This window comes from Mucilaginibacter sp. PAMB04168 (assembly GCF_039634365.2).
In the GTDB taxonomy this organism is placed as follows: Bacteria; Bacteroidota; Bacteroidia; order Sphingobacteriales; family Sphingobacteriaceae; genus Mucilaginibacter.
In genome coordinates, this window is sequence record NZ_CP155079.2 from 3,160,501 (window position 1) to 3,175,321 (window position 14,821).

Annotated in this window: 15 protein-coding genes; 8 read left to right on the forward strand and 7 right to left on the reverse strand. The window is 44.8% G+C overall.

What is annotated here, in order from left to right:
* Positions 1-129 precede the first annotated feature (129 nt).
* Positions 130-1,044, reverse strand: a complete 915-nt coding sequence (locus tag ABDD94_RS13370; RefSeq protein WP_345952668.1) for an AraC family transcriptional regulator — start codon at positions 1,042-1,044, stop codon at positions 130-132.
* Between the two features lie 9 nt (positions 1,045-1,053).
* On the reverse strand, positions 1,054-1,983 hold the full coding sequence (locus ABDD94_RS13375) for an alpha/beta fold hydrolase (RefSeq protein WP_345952669.1): 930 nt from the start codon (positions 1,981-1,983) through the stop codon (positions 1,054-1,056).
* A gap of 340 nt (positions 1,984-2,323) precedes the next feature.
* On the opposite strand from ABDD94_RS13375, the gene ABDD94_RS13380 reads away from it, so the two are divergent.
* A complete protein-coding gene (locus ABDD94_RS13380; RefSeq protein ID WP_345952670.1) occupies positions 2,324-2,902 on the forward strand; it encodes a TetR/AcrR family transcriptional regulator in 579 nt (192 codons plus the stop codon).
* Positions 2,903-2,953: 51 nt separating this feature from the next.
* Positions 2,954-3,730 (forward strand): SDR family oxidoreductase, encoded by a 777-nt coding sequence (locus ABDD94_RS13385; RefSeq protein WP_345952671.1) that lies wholly within the window; start codon positions 2,954-2,956, stop codon positions 3,728-3,730.
* 85 nt (positions 3,731-3,815) lie between these two features.
* On the opposite strand, the gene ABDD94_RS13390 is transcribed toward ABDD94_RS13385, so the two are convergent.
* The gene (locus tag ABDD94_RS13390) at positions 3,816-4,925 is read right to left on the reverse strand and encodes an FAD-dependent monooxygenase (RefSeq protein WP_345952672.1); all 1,110 of its coding nucleotides are present in this window, start codon (positions 4,923-4,925) and stop codon (positions 3,816-3,818) included.
* A gap of 99 nt (positions 4,926-5,024) precedes the next feature.
* On the opposite strand from ABDD94_RS13390, the gene ABDD94_RS13395 reads away from it, so the two are divergent.
* Positions 5,025-5,996 (forward strand): AraC family transcriptional regulator, encoded by a 972-nt coding sequence (locus ABDD94_RS13395; protein WP_345952673.1) that lies wholly within the window; start codon positions 5,025-5,027, stop codon positions 5,994-5,996.
* On the opposite strand, the gene uvrA is transcribed toward ABDD94_RS13395, so the two are convergent.
* On the reverse strand, positions 5,988-8,513 hold the full coding sequence (gene uvrA, locus ABDD94_RS13400; protein WP_345952674.1) for an excinuclease ABC subunit UvrA: 2,526 nt from the start codon (positions 8,511-8,513) through the stop codon (positions 5,988-5,990). The genes ABDD94_RS13395 and uvrA overlap by 9 nt on opposite strands.
* Positions 8,514-8,699: 186 nt before the next feature.
* Between uvrA and ABDD94_RS13405 the strand changes: the two genes are divergently transcribed.
* Genes ABDD94_RS13405 through ABDD94_RS13425 form a run of 5 tightly spaced genes read left to right on the forward strand, consistent with a single transcriptional unit; the run spans position 8,700 to position 11,360 of the window.
* A complete protein-coding gene (locus tag ABDD94_RS13405; protein WP_345952675.1) occupies positions 8,700-9,119 on the forward strand; it encodes a MarR family transcriptional regulator in 420 nt (139 codons plus the stop codon).
* Positions 9,120-9,518: a DoxX family membrane protein gene (locus ABDD94_RS13410; protein WP_345952676.1), complete on the forward strand. Its 399-nt coding sequence runs from the start codon at positions 9,120-9,122 to the stop codon at positions 9,516-9,518.
* 26 nt (positions 9,519-9,544) lie between these two features.
* Positions 9,545-10,222: a type 1 glutamine amidotransferase domain-containing protein gene (locus tag ABDD94_RS13415; RefSeq protein WP_345952677.1), complete on the forward strand. Its 678-nt coding sequence runs from the start codon at positions 9,545-9,547 to the stop codon at positions 10,220-10,222.
* A 25-nt stretch (positions 10,223-10,247) separates the two neighbouring features.
* Entirely contained in the window at positions 10,248-10,670 is a 423-nt protein-coding gene (locus ABDD94_RS13420) for an organic hydroperoxide resistance protein (protein WP_345951575.1), read from the forward strand.
* 57 nt (positions 10,671-10,727) lie between these two features.
* The gene (locus ABDD94_RS13425; RefSeq protein ID WP_345952678.1) at positions 10,728-11,360 is read left to right on the forward strand and encodes an NAD(P)H-dependent oxidoreductase; all 633 of its coding nucleotides are present in this window, start codon (positions 10,728-10,730) and stop codon (positions 11,358-11,360) included.
* Positions 11,361-11,694: 334 nt separating this feature from the next.
* Here the strand turns inward: ABDD94_RS13425 and ABDD94_RS13430 are convergent, their stop codons facing one another.
* The 3 genes from ABDD94_RS13430 to ABDD94_RS13440 all read right to left on the reverse strand — a co-directional run bounded on the left by ABDD94_RS13430 (position 11,695) and on the right by ABDD94_RS13440 (position 14,737).
* A complete protein-coding gene (locus ABDD94_RS13430) occupies positions 11,695-12,582 on the reverse strand; it encodes an NAD(P)H-binding protein (protein WP_345952679.1) in 888 nt (295 codons plus the stop codon).
* Positions 12,583-12,609: 27 nt separating this feature from the next.
* Positions 12,610-13,674: an alkene reductase gene (locus ABDD94_RS13435; protein ID WP_345952680.1), complete on the reverse strand. Its 1,065-nt coding sequence runs from the start codon at positions 13,672-13,674 to the stop codon at positions 12,610-12,612.
* 79 nt (positions 13,675-13,753) lie between these two features.
* Positions 13,754-14,737: an AraC family transcriptional regulator gene (locus tag ABDD94_RS13440; protein ID WP_345952681.1), complete on the reverse strand. Its 984-nt coding sequence runs from the start codon at positions 14,735-14,737 to the stop codon at positions 13,754-13,756.
* Positions 14,738-14,821: the final 84 nt, after the last annotated feature.

A 14,821-nucleotide genomic window follows, 5' to 3' on the forward strand; every position in this document is an offset into this window, starting at 1 on the left:
TTGAAATTCAAAATTTTCCCACTATCCTTTTTGATTTCTGGTATCTGCTTTTAGTTTACTAACCAATGCTTGTTAAGTAATCTAACATTCGCTATAGTTTGTTAAGGATGATCGTATATCTCGGTATGCTTAATTGAAAGAACGTCGAAAGTCCAAAGGCGACATATTGGTTTTGAGCTTGAAGAGTTTACTAAAGGACTGGGGATGTTCGAATCCTAGTTGATAGGCTATCTCGCTTATCGAAGCCTGGCTCGTCGATAACTGCTCCTTTGCCTTCTCGATCAAGTAGTTATGAATGTGTTGTTGTGTATTTTGCCCGGTAAGTGATCGTAGCATATCACTTAAATAACTGGCACTGACGTTTAATTGCGCTGAAAGAAATTGAACAGTCGGAAGTCCGTGCTTGGCGGTGTGTGGTGACTGGAAGTAGGTTTGCAAAATCTCTTCTGCCCTTTGAAGCAAATCACTGCTTACCGCCTTACGGGTAATGAATTGCCGGCTGTAGAACCGGTTGGAGTGATTCAGCAGCAATTCGATCTGAGAGATTACAACATCCTGGCTGAAATTATCAATTCTGCCTTTTAATTCTTCTTCAATACTTTGAAAAACAGAAATGACAATGGATTTTTCCTTTTCGGACAGATGTAAAGCTTCATGGGTAGAATAGGAAAAAAATCCATACGCTTTAATCTTCCTGCCAAGTTCGTAACCCAATAAAAAATCCGGGTGAAAAAGTAAAGTATAACCTGATTGATCACTGAGTGGTTCATGGCCTCCTGTGATCTGGTTCGGCGATACGAAAAACATTCCCCCCTCATCGAAATCGTAGTAATGCTGCCCATATTTGAACTTTCCCTGGAGATTCATCTTATAAGAGATCTTGTAAAAATTTAATATGTGCGGGTCCGGAAGCCTTTCCAACGGAACGTTACCTGTGGCGTTATTGATCAAACTTACCAGGGGGTGCATAGGCACCGGCATGTCCAGCGCCTTATGCAACCTTGATAAAGAATCGAATCTATGATTAGACATTTCATCCTTCATATTGTCTATTTATAATTTACTTTCAATGCTGCCAAATGCTCCCTGTACACCGTTAAGGCTTTTCTTGGCGTCCTCCCAACTTGCGTCGTTCGTATCAAATGCACTCCGAATATATGCCAAAATGCTTTCACATACAAAGGCAACACGCTCGGGATTTTCATCACTTGCCTCAAGGGCATCATACCCTGATATGCCACCAAAGATGTGCTCGGCGCCAAACACAGTCAGCAGATCCTTCGGGCCCGGGCTTTGGTAATAAGCGTCGGCACGCCAGTTGTCCAGATCAGAGAACATCGGGTTTTTGTCTTTGTCGCCGTTTACAATAAGCGCCGGTAAAGTCATCGAGCCAAAATTAGAAGCTGCCAATACCGGATAATGATGCCTCACTGCGCCGGTCAATCCTTCCGGACCGCCAGGCAGGCCAATCATTACGGGCGCTTTTATCCGCGGTTCGGTTAAATTCACAATGTTGCCGGTTAAAGGGTCAGTAACTTCCATACCGGCCAGCATAGCAACCGTATGGCCGCCTAATGAATGGCCAATAGCCGCAATGTTTTCCTGATCAACCCTACCGGCTAAACCGGGTACAGTGGCTATGATTTGGTCCAGATGATCCAGGATAAATTTTAGGTCGGCCGGCCGCGAACTCCAAAACAAGGGTGCTTCGGGAAGGGATGCGGGAAGCCCAAGTGCTTTAGAATTTTGATGCGTAGGTTGGATGACCACAAACCCTTGTGCGGCAAAAAAATCAGCAACAGGGCCATAACCTCGGTAAGATGAAAGAAAGTTAGACGCACCATGCCCATGCGAAAGAAGAATAACCGGCAGGTTGTTTCCGCTGGCCGGAGCCGAAACTTTCATTTCCAGGTCCACGTGACGGCCGGAGACAAGTAACACAACGGGACTAAAACTGATGATTGGAGTTTGTGACTGTTTCATTTTTTATTAATTTTTTGATATAGTCAAAGGTCATCAGCTTTCAGCTCCCGGGCGTAGTGAAATCGGGGCATTACTTAGCCAAACTCCGGAAAAGGTAGCGATGGCCAGGTGAAGAATGTTAAAGCGACAGTGACGGCATTACCAACGATACAAGGTCTGAACACACTTGCCGTGTTTTGCTTCTATTACTTACAGAGACACGATTAAAACTATTCACCGCGAAGATGACCGATCTTACTAATCAAATCTCCTTGAGACATTCGCAAAGCAGGCTGACAATCCCATGATTATGACTCAAATCTGAAACACTTGTTTCAGATTTGAGTACCTTTGTAACCTCATGGCCAGGAATGTAGAATTTAACGAAGCTGTAGCGATCCAGAAAGCAATGGAAGTTTTCTGGAAGAAAGGCTATAATGCTACCTCGCTACGCGACCTTACCGATGCCATGCAGATCAACAGCAGCAGCCTTTATAACACCATTGGCGACAAGCAGGAACTATTTGTGCGTTGTGTGCAGCACTACACCAATATCAGGAAACAGGATTGGGACAAGCGCTTAATGAGTAAAAGGTCGCCATTGTCAGTGTTAGTAGATTACATTCATGAAGCAGTAAATATCATTATAAACGGTGAAGATGGCTGCATGGCGGTGAAAAGTGCGTTTGAGGTAGCTACGAATGACGAGCGCGTTAAGCAGATATTGGTAGCTGATGATCAGCGTTCTTACCAGTTTTTACATGACCTCATCCAAAAAGCGATGGATAAAGGCGAGATCCGCAATGATGAAGATCCGGCTTTGCTGGCCGATTATTTCAACAGCACTTGGACGGGCTGGTACGAATCTTACATCCTGCACAAAGACCCGGTCAAGATCAAGCGCATGGCGGAATACTTTATTAAACAATTAACCAAATAATTTTTTTAACCCATTCTGAAACAAATGTTTCAGAATTTACACAACAGCAACATGGAATTAAAAGATTTGAAAGGAAAAAGAGCACTTGTAACCGGTGGTACAAAAGGTATCGGTAAAGCAATTGCCGACCAATTAGCACAAGTAGGTGCAACAGTTATTATTAGTGCCCGAGCGAAGCCCGAGGATACAACTCATCACTTTATCGCGGCGGACCTAACAAATGCAGATCAGGTAACGGCGCTTGCTAACGAAATAAAAAATACTTTTGGCGGCATTGATATATTGATCAATAACGTAGGCGGGCTAACCACACCAGGTGGCGGGCATAGCACACTTACCGATGCACACTGGCAACAGGAGTTGGATCTGAATCTGATCTCTGCCATCAGGCTCGACAGAATATTGCTACCACAAATGATAGAACAAAAAAGCGGCGTGATCATACATATATCATCTGTTGCCGGTAAACAAGCATTATGGAACCTGAACTTGGCTTATGCTGTTTCGAAAGCCGCGCTGAACAGTTACAGTAAAGCTTTGGCCACCGAACTGGCCGACAAAGGCATACGGGTGCTTACGGTCTCACCTGGCGCTACCAGAACAGAACCGATGGTCAAATTCTTGAACGACTACGCAACTTCAGCTGGAATTACACCGGAAGAGGGAATGAAACAACTGATGGCACAAACCGGCGGAATACCGATGGGCCGTATGGCCGAGCCGGTAGAAGTGGCTCAACTAGTGCACTTTTTGGTGTCACCATCTGCTGCTTACCTGACAGGAACTATATACGCTATTGATGGCGGTTCGTTACCTGTGGTAGGATAGCCAACCTTAAACCAAATTCGAAGTCTTCACAAATTTTCGAAGTATATAATAAGGTCCGGTCGTAATGACCGGACCTTATTAATCACTACTGTCGATTAGTCCAAGCCTCAAAAGATGCCTGTAGCTCCTCCAGCGTTTCGGGCAACTGTACCCGTAGCGAACTGTCCACACGCGCATGAACACTTTCTACAAACGGCCTGAAGACTTCGTTATACTTTTTAAACGCAATTTGGTGATCTTCGTTGGCGTGCAGCTCTTTGGCCAATAACGTTGCGCCCTGCATAGCCAAACTGGTACCCATGCCGGTGAAAAAGCTTGGCGCATAAGCGGCATCGCCAATCAATGCCACCCTACCTTTTGTCCAGGTTGGCATTTGGATCTGGCAGGCCTCATCAAAATAAAGATCATTGGCTTTAAGCATGGCTTCTAATATTTCCGGCATCTTCCAATTGGTGTTTCCTGCAAAGTATTCCCTTAAAATTTGCTTTGGCCGCTCGCGATCACGGTAATGCCAATCGAGTTTGGGTGCACGGAATACAAGGATGGCATTCGCCGCATCTTTAAACTGAAAGATCACTGCCTGCTTACCCAGTTCGCGATACACAATACCCGTAGATTTTGGCCGACCGGTTTGGATATGATCCGCAGCAGCAAATGCAAAGTAAACTCCCAAAAATTTCTTAAAGTCATTTTCGGGACCGAATACAAGCCTCCTCACAGTAGAATGGGTACCATCGGCGCCGAATACATAGTCGTAAGCATTGCTTTCGCCGTTTTCGAAGGATACTTCCACACGATCATCATGCTGGGTTAATTTGGATATACTATTGCCAAAAACTATCTGCACCTCATTTTTTGCGATGGACTCATAAATAATTTTCACGAGGTCGCCACGGTGTATTTCAATATCACCCAAATACTCCGGCAAACTATTAATGGCAAACCTGGCAAGTGTTTGATCCTCTGCATCCACAATCTCATCGGTGTGTATAAACTCATTGGCTTTTATTTGGTCATAGATGCCCATTTCTATCGCTACGTTTAGGGCGTCGCCACGTACATCAATCGGTGACCCGGCTGTTCTCAGGTCTTTGCCTAATTCTACTACAGTTACGCCGTAACCAAATTTATTTAACCAATAGGCCAGCGTTAACCCCGCAAAGCTGGCTCCGGATATTAAGACTTGTTTTTTCATTGCTTCAATTATTTTGTAATAACACATCGTTGATAAGGCAAAACTAATTGTAGCTTTACAAGTAAAATATTCCATAAACTAATATTTTTAATCGAAAAGATGAATTTGAACATCACTGCTGATAATCCCAAGAGCATACTCGAGTTCACAAATAAATTAGGGGTGGTTTTGGAAGATGTGTTGCAACACGTTCAGGTTACGTTGTTTAAAGGGCTTACTTTTTTACCCGAGATGGCCATGCACTTTGGCTCGTTTTACGTATTAGACGACTTTACCCGTGTAACGGGACAATCGGATATATTAGATGGTATAGGCATTGTCTTCCACAACATTTTTGAGAGCAACGCAGATAACGGATCAAATAAGCAGAGAAACACGGTGCCAATGGAACCGCCTTATGTACGCATCTTCCCATATACCCTCCGTCAATCTTTAGATTTTAAGAAGAACACCCATGTTTCTCATGTCTCTATCAGCATCAGCGCCGGGTATCTGATAAACTTTTTAAAGGAAGAAGCAGAGCATTTTAATTACCTTTTTGACAGCGCCAATAATTTCTGGATAGAAGAATTGATGACAGATGATATTCTACGCACAGTAAACGATATTGTAAAAAAGGAAGAGCCGGGTGCCATGAAGAGTTTTTATTACAAAACAAAGGCGATGGAATTGCTTTACCATTTGTTCACCAGTTTAAAAAAGCGCGATGGTGCAAAGGGTGTAAAACTGAGCGCGAAGGACGTCGAAGCTATTTATCTCGTTCGCGACAAGATTGTTTCTTCCCTAAGTGAGCCCAAAAGCATCGATATCTTAAAGCAAATTGCAGGCATGAACGAATTGAAGCTACGCAAAATTTTTACACAGGTATTTGGCATGGGTATTTATGACTATTACCAGCATTTACGCATGAAAGAAGCCGCGCGGCTGATGCGCGAAGAAAGATTTTCGGTATCAGAAGCGGGCTACGAAATGGGATTTGAAAACCTTGGGCATTTTACCAAAGTGTTTGAAAAGCATATGGGTAAAAAGCCTAAAAAATACATTCAAAGCACAATGAACGCCTTAAAGTAAGTGTTTGGCAAGATAGGGCGCTGTCCGGCTCTGCTGATTCTTAACGATGTCTGCTGGCCTGCCCTCCCCTACAATACGACCACCGGCATCACCAGCACCTGGTCCAATATCGATCACCCAATCACTGGCTGCAATAACGTCCATATCATGCTCTACCAGGATTACCGTATTTCCGGCATCAACCAACCGGTTTAACTGAGTAAGCAAACGTTCCACATCAGATGGATGCAGGCCAGTGGTAGGTTCATCTAAGATGTAAAGGGTTTGGCCATGCTGGGCTCGCTGTAGTTCCGTTGCCAGTTTAATGCGCTGCGCCTCACCACCACTCAGCTCGGTAGCTGGCTGACCCAGCCGCAGATACCCCAAGCCAACTTCAACAACTACATCAAGTGCCCTGCTGATAGCCGGCTCCTCATCAAAAAAGGTTGCGGCCTCGCTAACGGTCAGTCCCAAAACCTCGGCAATATTCTTGTCTTTATATTTTACTTCCAGCGTTTTGGGGTTGTAGCGGGTACCGCCGCAAGTTGGACAAGGTGTATAAACACTCGGCAGGAACAACAGTTCAACCATCACCATCCCCTCCCCTTCGCAATGCGGACAACGGCCCTTGGCCACGTTAAAGGAAAATTGCCCTGCATCGAACTTACGGGATTTGGCCGCCTTTGTAGCTGCAAATAATTTGCGTACATGGTCGAACAAGCCAGTATAGGTGGCCAGGTTAGATCGCGGGGTACGGCCAATAGGCTTTTGGTCCACCACCACTAACCTTTTAATGCCTTTCATTCCACTAATGATCCGGCCGCCCAGCGTCTGTACTTCTGTTTGTTCAAGCGGGTCTCCCTCTGTATCATCGGTCAATTCAATTTTTAAGCCTAACTGTTCTGCTACCAGTTCTACCAGTACCTGGCTTACCAGGCTGCTTTTACCTGAACCGGATACACCGGTCACACTCGTTAATACGCCTAATGGAAAGGCTGCGTTCAAGTCGGAGAGGTTGTTTCGGGTGATGCCTTCCAGCTTCAGCCAGTCTTTCGGTGTTCTTGGCCCAATACTTTTCTTATTAACGTTATTATATATATAATGCCTGGTTAGAGATTCTTTCACCTCCCGTAAACCTTCGGGCACTCCGCTATATAAGATATGTCCGCCTTGCTCGCCCGCGGCCGGGCCAACATCAACTATCCAGTCTGCATGGCGGATCACATCGATCTCATGTTCAACTACGAACAAAGAATTACCTGCAGCTTTCAGTTTATCCAATGCCCGTAAAAGAGCCTCGGTATCCGCAGGGTGAAGCCCGGCTGAAGGTTCGTCCAAAACATAAACTACCCCGAACAGATTGGAGCGTACCTGTGTTGCCAGTCGCAGTCGTTGTAACTCACCTGGAGACAAGGTTGGGGTGCTTCTTTCAATGGTTAGGTAACCCAAGCCCAGGTCCAGCATTACTTGCAGCCGTGCAACCAAGTCTTCGGCTATGCGTTTAGCTACCTCAACTTTTTCGGGAGAAACTGACTGGATCTTTTTTAATGCTGCGGCTTCGCCGGTTCCATAAGGTGCGAATATTGTTGCCAGCTTATCCAGTGCAAGCCGTGACAGTTCGGCAATATCATAACCCGCAAACTTTACCGATAAGGATTCCTGGCGCAGACGCTTACCCTTACAAAGCGGGCATTCGCTGCTGATCATATACTGGCTTACACGCTTCTTCATCAGTGCGCTCTGGGAGTTGGCAAACGTGTGTCGCACATACCGGCGGGCACCGGTAAAAGTGCCCATGTAATCCGGCTGACGTTTGTTCCTTATAAAGCGTTTGATCTCCTCGTGCGAATAGCCGGAATAAACCGGTACTACGGGCTGTTCTTCTGTAAACAGGATCCATTCCCGGTCCTTTTTGGGGATGTCCTTCCATGGCACATCAATATCATAACCCATAGTGGTCAGGATATCCCGCTGGTTTTGCCCCTGCCAAGCCGAGGGCCAGGCAGCGATGGCTTTTTCACGGATGGTAAGCGTATCATCGGGAACCATCGTCTTTTCGGTGATCTCATAAACACGGCCTAAGCCATGGCATTCGGTACAGGCACCTTCTGGTGTATTAGGCGAAAAAGACTCTGCATAAATGATGCCCTGCCCATCAGGATAATCTCCGGCACGTGAATACAGCATGCGCAGTAAGTTAGATAAGGTGGTGACGCTACCCACCGACGAGCGGGTGCTAACGGCCCCGCGCTGTTGCTGCAAGGCAACAGCAGGCGGCAGTCCCTCAATTTCGTCCACCTCGGGGATAGCCATTTGATTGAACAGACGCCGGGCGTAGGGTGAAACCGATTCGAGGTAGCGCCGCTGCGCCTCGGCATATAGCGTTCCGAAAGCCAGGGAAGATTTGCCCGAACCGGAAATGCCGGTAAATACCACTAAGGCATTACGTGGAATGTCAAGATCGACATTCTTAAGATTATGCTCACGTGCGCCACGCACCTTAACGAAGCCAGGAAAGTCTTTATTGGGTTTAGCCATTGCTTTTAAACGGTAAATGGGTTGCTAAGTTTGCAGCCTAGTCCCAGCGCTTAAAAATACGGCATTCCGCCTTCCGCTCTCCAAACGAATATTACTTTGCTACCCGTAGCAAATTACTTTGAGCTGAATATATTGGACAAAATTATATTGTGCAAAACATTTATTTAGAAGCGACGTTTAAGAAGCATGGAAGATTTACTTAAACTCGAAAATCAGATCTGTTTTCCGGCATATGCGTTTTCAAGAAATCTGACCAATTTATACAGGCCCTTGCTGGCTGAGCTAGATATTACCTACCCACAATATCTGGTATTAATGGTACTATGGGAACATAAGCAGCAAACCGTAAATCAACTGGGCGAAAAGCTATACTTGGACACCGGAACGCTTACGCCGCTTTTAAAAAGGATGGAACAAAAGGGAATAGTAAGCAGGATTAGAAGTAAACAAGACGAGCGTATCGTTATGATCTCTTTGACCACCTCAGGTATTCAACTGAAAGAAAGAGCGAAGCACATCCCATTGGAGTTGCTTAAATGTACCAATATGTCTATCGATGAACTTCTGCAACTAAAAGCACTTTTAAATAAAGTTTTAAGTAAATAAATGCATACCTCCAAAACTCAAAATGTTGCCCGGATCTTACTGGGTGCTTTTCTAACCTTCGCCGGTGTAAGCCATCTTACTTTCAACCGCTCTGAATTTTTAGCACAGGTGCCCAAATGGCTTCCTGTTAATCCAGATCTGACCGTTATCCTATCAGGAATAGTAGAAATTAGTTTGGGCCTGGCGCTCATTTTTATGGTTAAAAACAAAAAATGGGTGGGCATAATTGCCGCCGTGTTCTTTGTGCTGATCTTCCCGGGCAACATTTCACAGTACATTAATAAAGTTGATGCATTTGGCCTTGATACCGATAAGGCAAGGTTAATACGATTGTTTTTTCAGCCTGTCCTTATCCTGTGGGCGCTTTGGAGTACCAATGCGCTCAAAAAGAAAAATTAATAGTTATATCATTAAAAAACTAAACAATGAAAATTTTATTTGTAGTTACCTCACACGATGAATTGGGCAATACAGGCCACAAAACAGGTTTTTGGGTTGAAGAATTTGCCGCGCCATATTATAAGTTTACTGATGCAGGTTACGAGGTAGTAGTTGCCACACCTAAAGGCGGGCAGGCACCTATTGACCCTAACAGCGAAGCACCCTCAGCACAAACCGATGCTACTAAACGCTATTATGATGATGCCAAAGTGCAGGATGTTATTGCCCACACCCACAAGCTTACTGATGTGAACGCGTCTGATTTTGATGCCGTTTTTTATCCAGGCGGCCACGGTCCGCTTTGGGATCTGGCTAACGACCCAAGATCAGCACAACTGATTTTGGATTTTTACAATAGCGGCAAATTAGTAGGCGCGGTTTGCCATGCGCCGGGCGCGTTCAAGAACGTAAAGTTTGACAATGGCGAATCGTTTGTAAAAGGCAAAAAAGTAACCGGATTTTCAAACACAGAAGAAGCTGCGGTTAAATTAACCGATGTGGTGCCCTTTTTAGTTGAAACTGAACTGCAAAATTTAGGCGCTAACTATAGCAAGGTTGATGACTGGGGCATATATGTGGTTGAAGACGGTTTATTGATTACCGGGCAAAATCCGGCCTCGTCTGAAAGTGTTGCCGAAAAAATGATCACCCGTTTAAAATAATTATCAACTGTAAAAATTACAAAAAATGAAAACGTTATATACCGCGGATGCAACCGCTACCGGAGGCCGTAATGGCCATGTAAAAAGCAGTAACGGCGTATTAGACCTGGAGGTTAGAATGCCTAAAGCACTTGGCGGCGCCAATGATGACTATACTAATCCCGAACAATTGTTCGCTGCAGGTTATGCCGCCTGTTTTGATAGTGCATTGAATTTGGTGATCAAACAGGAGAAGGTTTCCACAGGTGGCACCACCGTAACCGCTAAAGTAAGTATAGGGCAAAATGATGCCGGAGGTTTCGGTTTAGCTGTTGAACTAGATGTAAACATTAAGGATATCGATCTGGACAAGGCGAATGAATTGGTAACCAAAGCACATCAGGTGTGCCCATACTCAAATGCCACCCGTGGTAATATCGAGGTAAAATTAGCGGTTACCAATATTTAAAAATCCAACAGCGGGCTTAAAATTACTTAGGCCCGTTGTTTATAAAATTGTTATCTAATGTCATTAATAGAAGATTTAAAGTGGCGATATGCCACTAAGAAATACGATCCTAGTAAAAAAGTAAGCCAGGAAGATATAGACAAAATTGTAGAAGCCGCACGGTTGGCACCTACTTCTTCGGGCTTGCAGCAGTTTCGGGTGCTGGTAGTTTCAAGCCAGGAGATCAAGGAAAAACTTGCGCCAAGTTCGCTTAACCAAGAGGCAATGGTAGATTGTTCGCATGTGCTGGTTTTTGCTGCCTGGGATAGGTATACCGCTGAGCGTATAGATACTATTTACGATCGCATTACCGACGAAAGAGGGCTGCCGCGTGGAAGATTTAACAGCTATACAGATAAGATCAAAAATATTTATCTGAACGAAACTCCGGAGGAGAACTTTGTGCACACTGCCCGGCAGTCATACATCGGGTTTTCAATGGCCATTGCGCAAGCTGCCGAACTAAAGATTGACAGCACTCCTGCAGAAGGTTTTGACAATGCCCTGGTTGATGAATTGCTTGACCTTAAATCGTTAGGGTTAAAAAGTGTAACCTTATTATATTTAGGATACCGTGATGAAACGGATTGGTTAGCACCGATGAAAAAAGTACGCAATCCGGTTGAAGAATTTGTCATCGAGTACAAGTGATTTTTGCCTGTTATAAAGGATTGATTCTTTGATAGAAATCAAGAATCAATCCTTAATTGAAAGCCGGTTTATCTTTATAAACGATGATGATCTATCTTTAATAGCGTATTAAGACACAGGAGTTGAACGCCTTGCCCCTCTGCCCTTTGAATGAAGGCCAAGTTGCAGGAACCATTGGGCACGTGCTGGAAAATAATCTGCCTTGTGTTCTACATAAAGCGGTCCCGGTAAGCAGTTTTTGTATATTTCAGGTAACGTCCAACGTATTTATCTCTTAAGGCTTCAAATAGATTATTTGCTTTCACTATGCATTGTTGATATAGATCAACTGAATTTAATTGCGTAAATACGCAGCTTTGAACTCTTCAGCAAACTTTTCCAGTTTGATCTGCCCGGTCACATTAGCACCGCTGGCAAAAAAGTCTCTGGTGATTATACCTGCCCTTACACCTTGTCCCATTTCAACAATTAGCCCCACTAGTTCCTCGGGTAATCCTCCGGCAAGCATGCCCTGTTTTAGTTGTTCATCAGGAATATTTGTCCAAACCATTTCAGGTTTTCCGATAGCCTGACCAAATACTCGTGCTATCTCTGCTCCCGTCGAAACATCACTTACCACGTACTTCACTTCAAAGCCGTTTCCTTTAGCTTGTAACTCATCCGCAAGGGCTGTCGAAAGATCCTCTGGATGTGTAAGGGCTAGCTGGTCGTCACCGTCATAATTGTTACCGAAGATGCCCTGGCTTTTGATCAAAGGTATATCTCTCAAAAAGTTAATGAAGAAAAATCCTGACCTCAAAATAGTTACATTTACGCCGTCTAAACCCTGTAATATCCTCTCTACACGGTGTACACCTTGTACCGGGCCGGTACCCTGAGCAGCGTCTGCGCCAACGCTGCTCAGCATAACCACGCGCGTTACGCCTGCCGCTTTAATAGCATTTGCATAAGCCTGCCCCGCTTTAGCTATGTTCTCTATCATGTTACCCGGCCCCATTGATGGCGGCATCATGGTATATACGGCGTCTGCACCTTTAAAGGCCTCAGTCAAAAATAGTTCATCGCTTATAGAGCCGACCGCAGCCTTTGCCCCCAAAGCCTCAATTTCGCTTGTACGATCATCTTTGGTGCTGATCACGGTTACTTCGTGTCCGGCTGCGATCAGCTTTCTTACTAATGGTTGAGCTACATTTCCTAATGACCCTGTGGTTGTAATTTTCATTTTTTATGTTTTATTAGTAGTTGATAATTAATTTAATTCGGGATAATCCGTGTAGCCTTCTTCGCCGGGAGTATAAAGTGTATTATAATCCGGCTCATTTAGGGGGGCGTTTTTCTCGATCCTCCTCATAAAATCAGGATTGGCCAAAAAGCTTCTGCCAAAAGCGACCAGATCTGCTGATTCTTCCTGTAATTTGGCTTCAGCAGTTTCTGCCGTAAATCCATTGCAATAGATAATAGTATTGGCGAAGGACTTACGGATATCCTGATGTGTTTTTTCCGGAATGCCTGGATTATTTGAAATGTGCAGGTATGCGATGCCCAACTGGTTTACTTTCCGGGCTAGGTGAACGTAAGTTTCATGTACTTCGGCTTCTTCATAGGCAGGCATATCGTTGGATGTTAAAAACGGTGATATGCGCAGCCCGACCTTATCTGCTCCAATAGAAGCTACTATTTTTTGTACAATCTCCAATGTAAGGCGGCTGCGGTTCTCTGTGGATCCGCTATAATTATCCGTCCGGTTATTGATGTGCGGATTTAAAGATTGCTCCAATAGATAGCCATGCGCGCCGTGTAATTCCACACCATCAAAACCTGCCGCTATGGCATTTTCAGCTGCTTTCACATGGTCGTTTATTATACGGCCAATACCTTCTTTATCCAGGGCTGTTGGGGCGGAGTACTCCAACATACCGGTATCGGTATAAATTTCGCCTGTTGCTTTAACCGTTGACAAACCCACCACATGATGTCCCTCTGGCAAATTAGAGCTATGAGCTATTCTGCCGGTATGCATCAGTTGCAAAAATATTTTAGAACCGCCTTCGTGCACGGCTTCGGTCACCAGTTTCCAACCTTCCACCTGGGCATCGTTAAAAATTCCCGGAATGCGGGGATAGCCTAAACCCTCGGGGCTGGGTGATGTACCTTCAGTAACTATAAGTCCGGCACCAGACCGCTGCTTATAGTAAGTAGCCATTAATTGATTGGGAATGTTATTGATGGCACGGCTACGGGTCATGGGTGCCATCACCACATGGTTCTTTAATTGTAAGGCGCCTTTGTTATAAGGCTTGAATAACTTTTTCATTTTGCAGTGTGTTTGTTTACACTACAAAGTTGCCGCTAACTGCCGCCTCATAATAGCAGCAGAAGACATAAAAACAGTCCTATCCGGTAGAACCGTATCTTTTCGGCTTTAGGCCGTAATACCTTTCAAACAAGCGGCTGAAATGACTGAGATTGGTAAAACCTAACTCGTAACCAACTTCGGCAACCGAGCGCTTGCCCTGTTTAAGCAAGAAAGCCGCTTCCTCCATGCGCGCCTGTTGAAAATAATTATAGATGGTATCGCCAAAGGCCTGTTTAAAGAGCTGTTTTAGCTTAGTTTCACTCATGGCGGCGATCCCGGCTAGTTCAGACAGTACAGGTGGCGTGCTTAGGTCACTTAACACCTCATTTCGGATATGCAGCAACCTGGCAGCATCGGCGCTGTTGATGTTCTTGTGCGGTATGCTTTCGCGTTTTGATAATCTTTCAAATAACAGGTAGAGCAGCTCCTGCACCTTAACGTGCATATAAAATTGGCTTAAACTATTACTTATATCCACTGCACCTAAATTCTTTTGTAGCAGGCGGATCTCTGCCGTCATCTTTTCCAGGAAAAGAAACGAATTTCCACTGCCTGTAATGGTTTCAATAGTAGTGTTCTGCTCCTTTAAGGCGAGCAGGCTTTTCAAGTATGCCGGAGAAACAGCAATGACCATGTAATGGATCATATAACCTGCCGGAAAGCGAATGGTAGAATTCAGATCGTTGGAGGTGACCTGAATCGCCGATTCGTCCCGCTCGGAGAACTGAATATGTGGATCGGTACCATAACTGATACCCAGCGGTTGTTCGTTACTATAAAAGAAAATTGTGATCAATTCATTTCCCTGACCCGAAGCATTGCGCTTGATGATCAGGTCCTCTTTCAGCACATAATGGTGCTGGGTGATTTTAAATTCTGGCCCAAACGAAAGTTTGCGGATAGATCCATCCCCTAATTGTGCAGGAATAAGCATCAGGTCATTCTCTACTGTTGCGCCGATGTGCCGCGCGAAGTAGATCATGAAGTCGAAATCCGGTGTAGCGTTAAAGCTGAAGATCAATGTGCGTATGGTTTGCCTTTAAAAATACAAAGATAATAGCTAATGCAAGTGTGAATATTAAGGTTACGTTATGACAAGGAAAGA

What these genes read in the sequence shown, in the direction of transcription:
- ABDD94_RS13370 (WP_345952668.1), bottom strand. Translation starts at nt 1,044, where the DNA reads ATGAAGGATGAAATGTCTAATCATAGATTCGATTCTTTATCAAGGTTG.
- ABDD94_RS13375 (WP_345952669.1), bottom strand. Translation starts at nt 1,983, where the DNA reads ATGAAACAGTCACAAACTCCAATCATCAGTTTTAGTCCCGTTGTGTTA.
- ABDD94_RS13380 (WP_345952670.1), top strand. Translation starts at nt 2,324, where the DNA reads ATGGCCAGGAATGTAGAATTTAACGAAGCTGTAGCGATCCAGAAAGCA.
- ABDD94_RS13385 (WP_345952671.1), top strand. Translation starts at nt 2,954, where the DNA reads ATGGAATTAAAAGATTTGAAAGGAAAAAGAGCACTTGTAACCGGTGGT.
- ABDD94_RS13390 (WP_345952672.1), bottom strand. Translation starts at nt 4,925, where the DNA reads ATGAAAAAACAAGTCTTAATATCCGGAGCCAGCTTTGCGGGGTTAACG.
- ABDD94_RS13395 (WP_345952673.1), top strand. Translation starts at nt 5,025, where the DNA reads ATGAATTTGAACATCACTGCTGATAATCCCAAGAGCATACTCGAGTTC.
- uvrA (WP_345952674.1), bottom strand. Translation starts at nt 8,513, where the DNA reads ATGGCTAAACCCAATAAAGACTTTCCTGGCTTCGTTAAGGTGCGTGGC.
- ABDD94_RS13405 (WP_345952675.1), top strand. Translation starts at nt 8,700, where the DNA reads ATGGAAGATTTACTTAAACTCGAAAATCAGATCTGTTTTCCGGCATAT.
- ABDD94_RS13410 (WP_345952676.1), top strand. Translation starts at nt 9,120, where the DNA reads ATGCATACCTCCAAAACTCAAAATGTTGCCCGGATCTTACTGGGTGCT.
- ABDD94_RS13415 (WP_345952677.1), top strand. Translation starts at nt 9,545, where the DNA reads ATGAAAATTTTATTTGTAGTTACCTCACACGATGAATTGGGCAATACA.
- ABDD94_RS13420 (WP_345951575.1), top strand. Translation starts at nt 10,248, where the DNA reads ATGAAAACGTTATATACCGCGGATGCAACCGCTACCGGAGGCCGTAAT.
- ABDD94_RS13425 (WP_345952678.1), top strand. Translation starts at nt 10,728, where the DNA reads ATGTCATTAATAGAAGATTTAAAGTGGCGATATGCCACTAAGAAATAC.
- ABDD94_RS13430 (WP_345952679.1), bottom strand. Translation starts at nt 12,582, where the DNA reads ATGAAAATTACAACCACAGGGTCATTAGGAAATGTAGCTCAACCATTA.
- ABDD94_RS13435 (WP_345952680.1), bottom strand. Translation starts at nt 13,674, where the DNA reads ATGAAAAAGTTATTCAAGCCTTATAACAAAGGCGCCTTACAATTAAAG.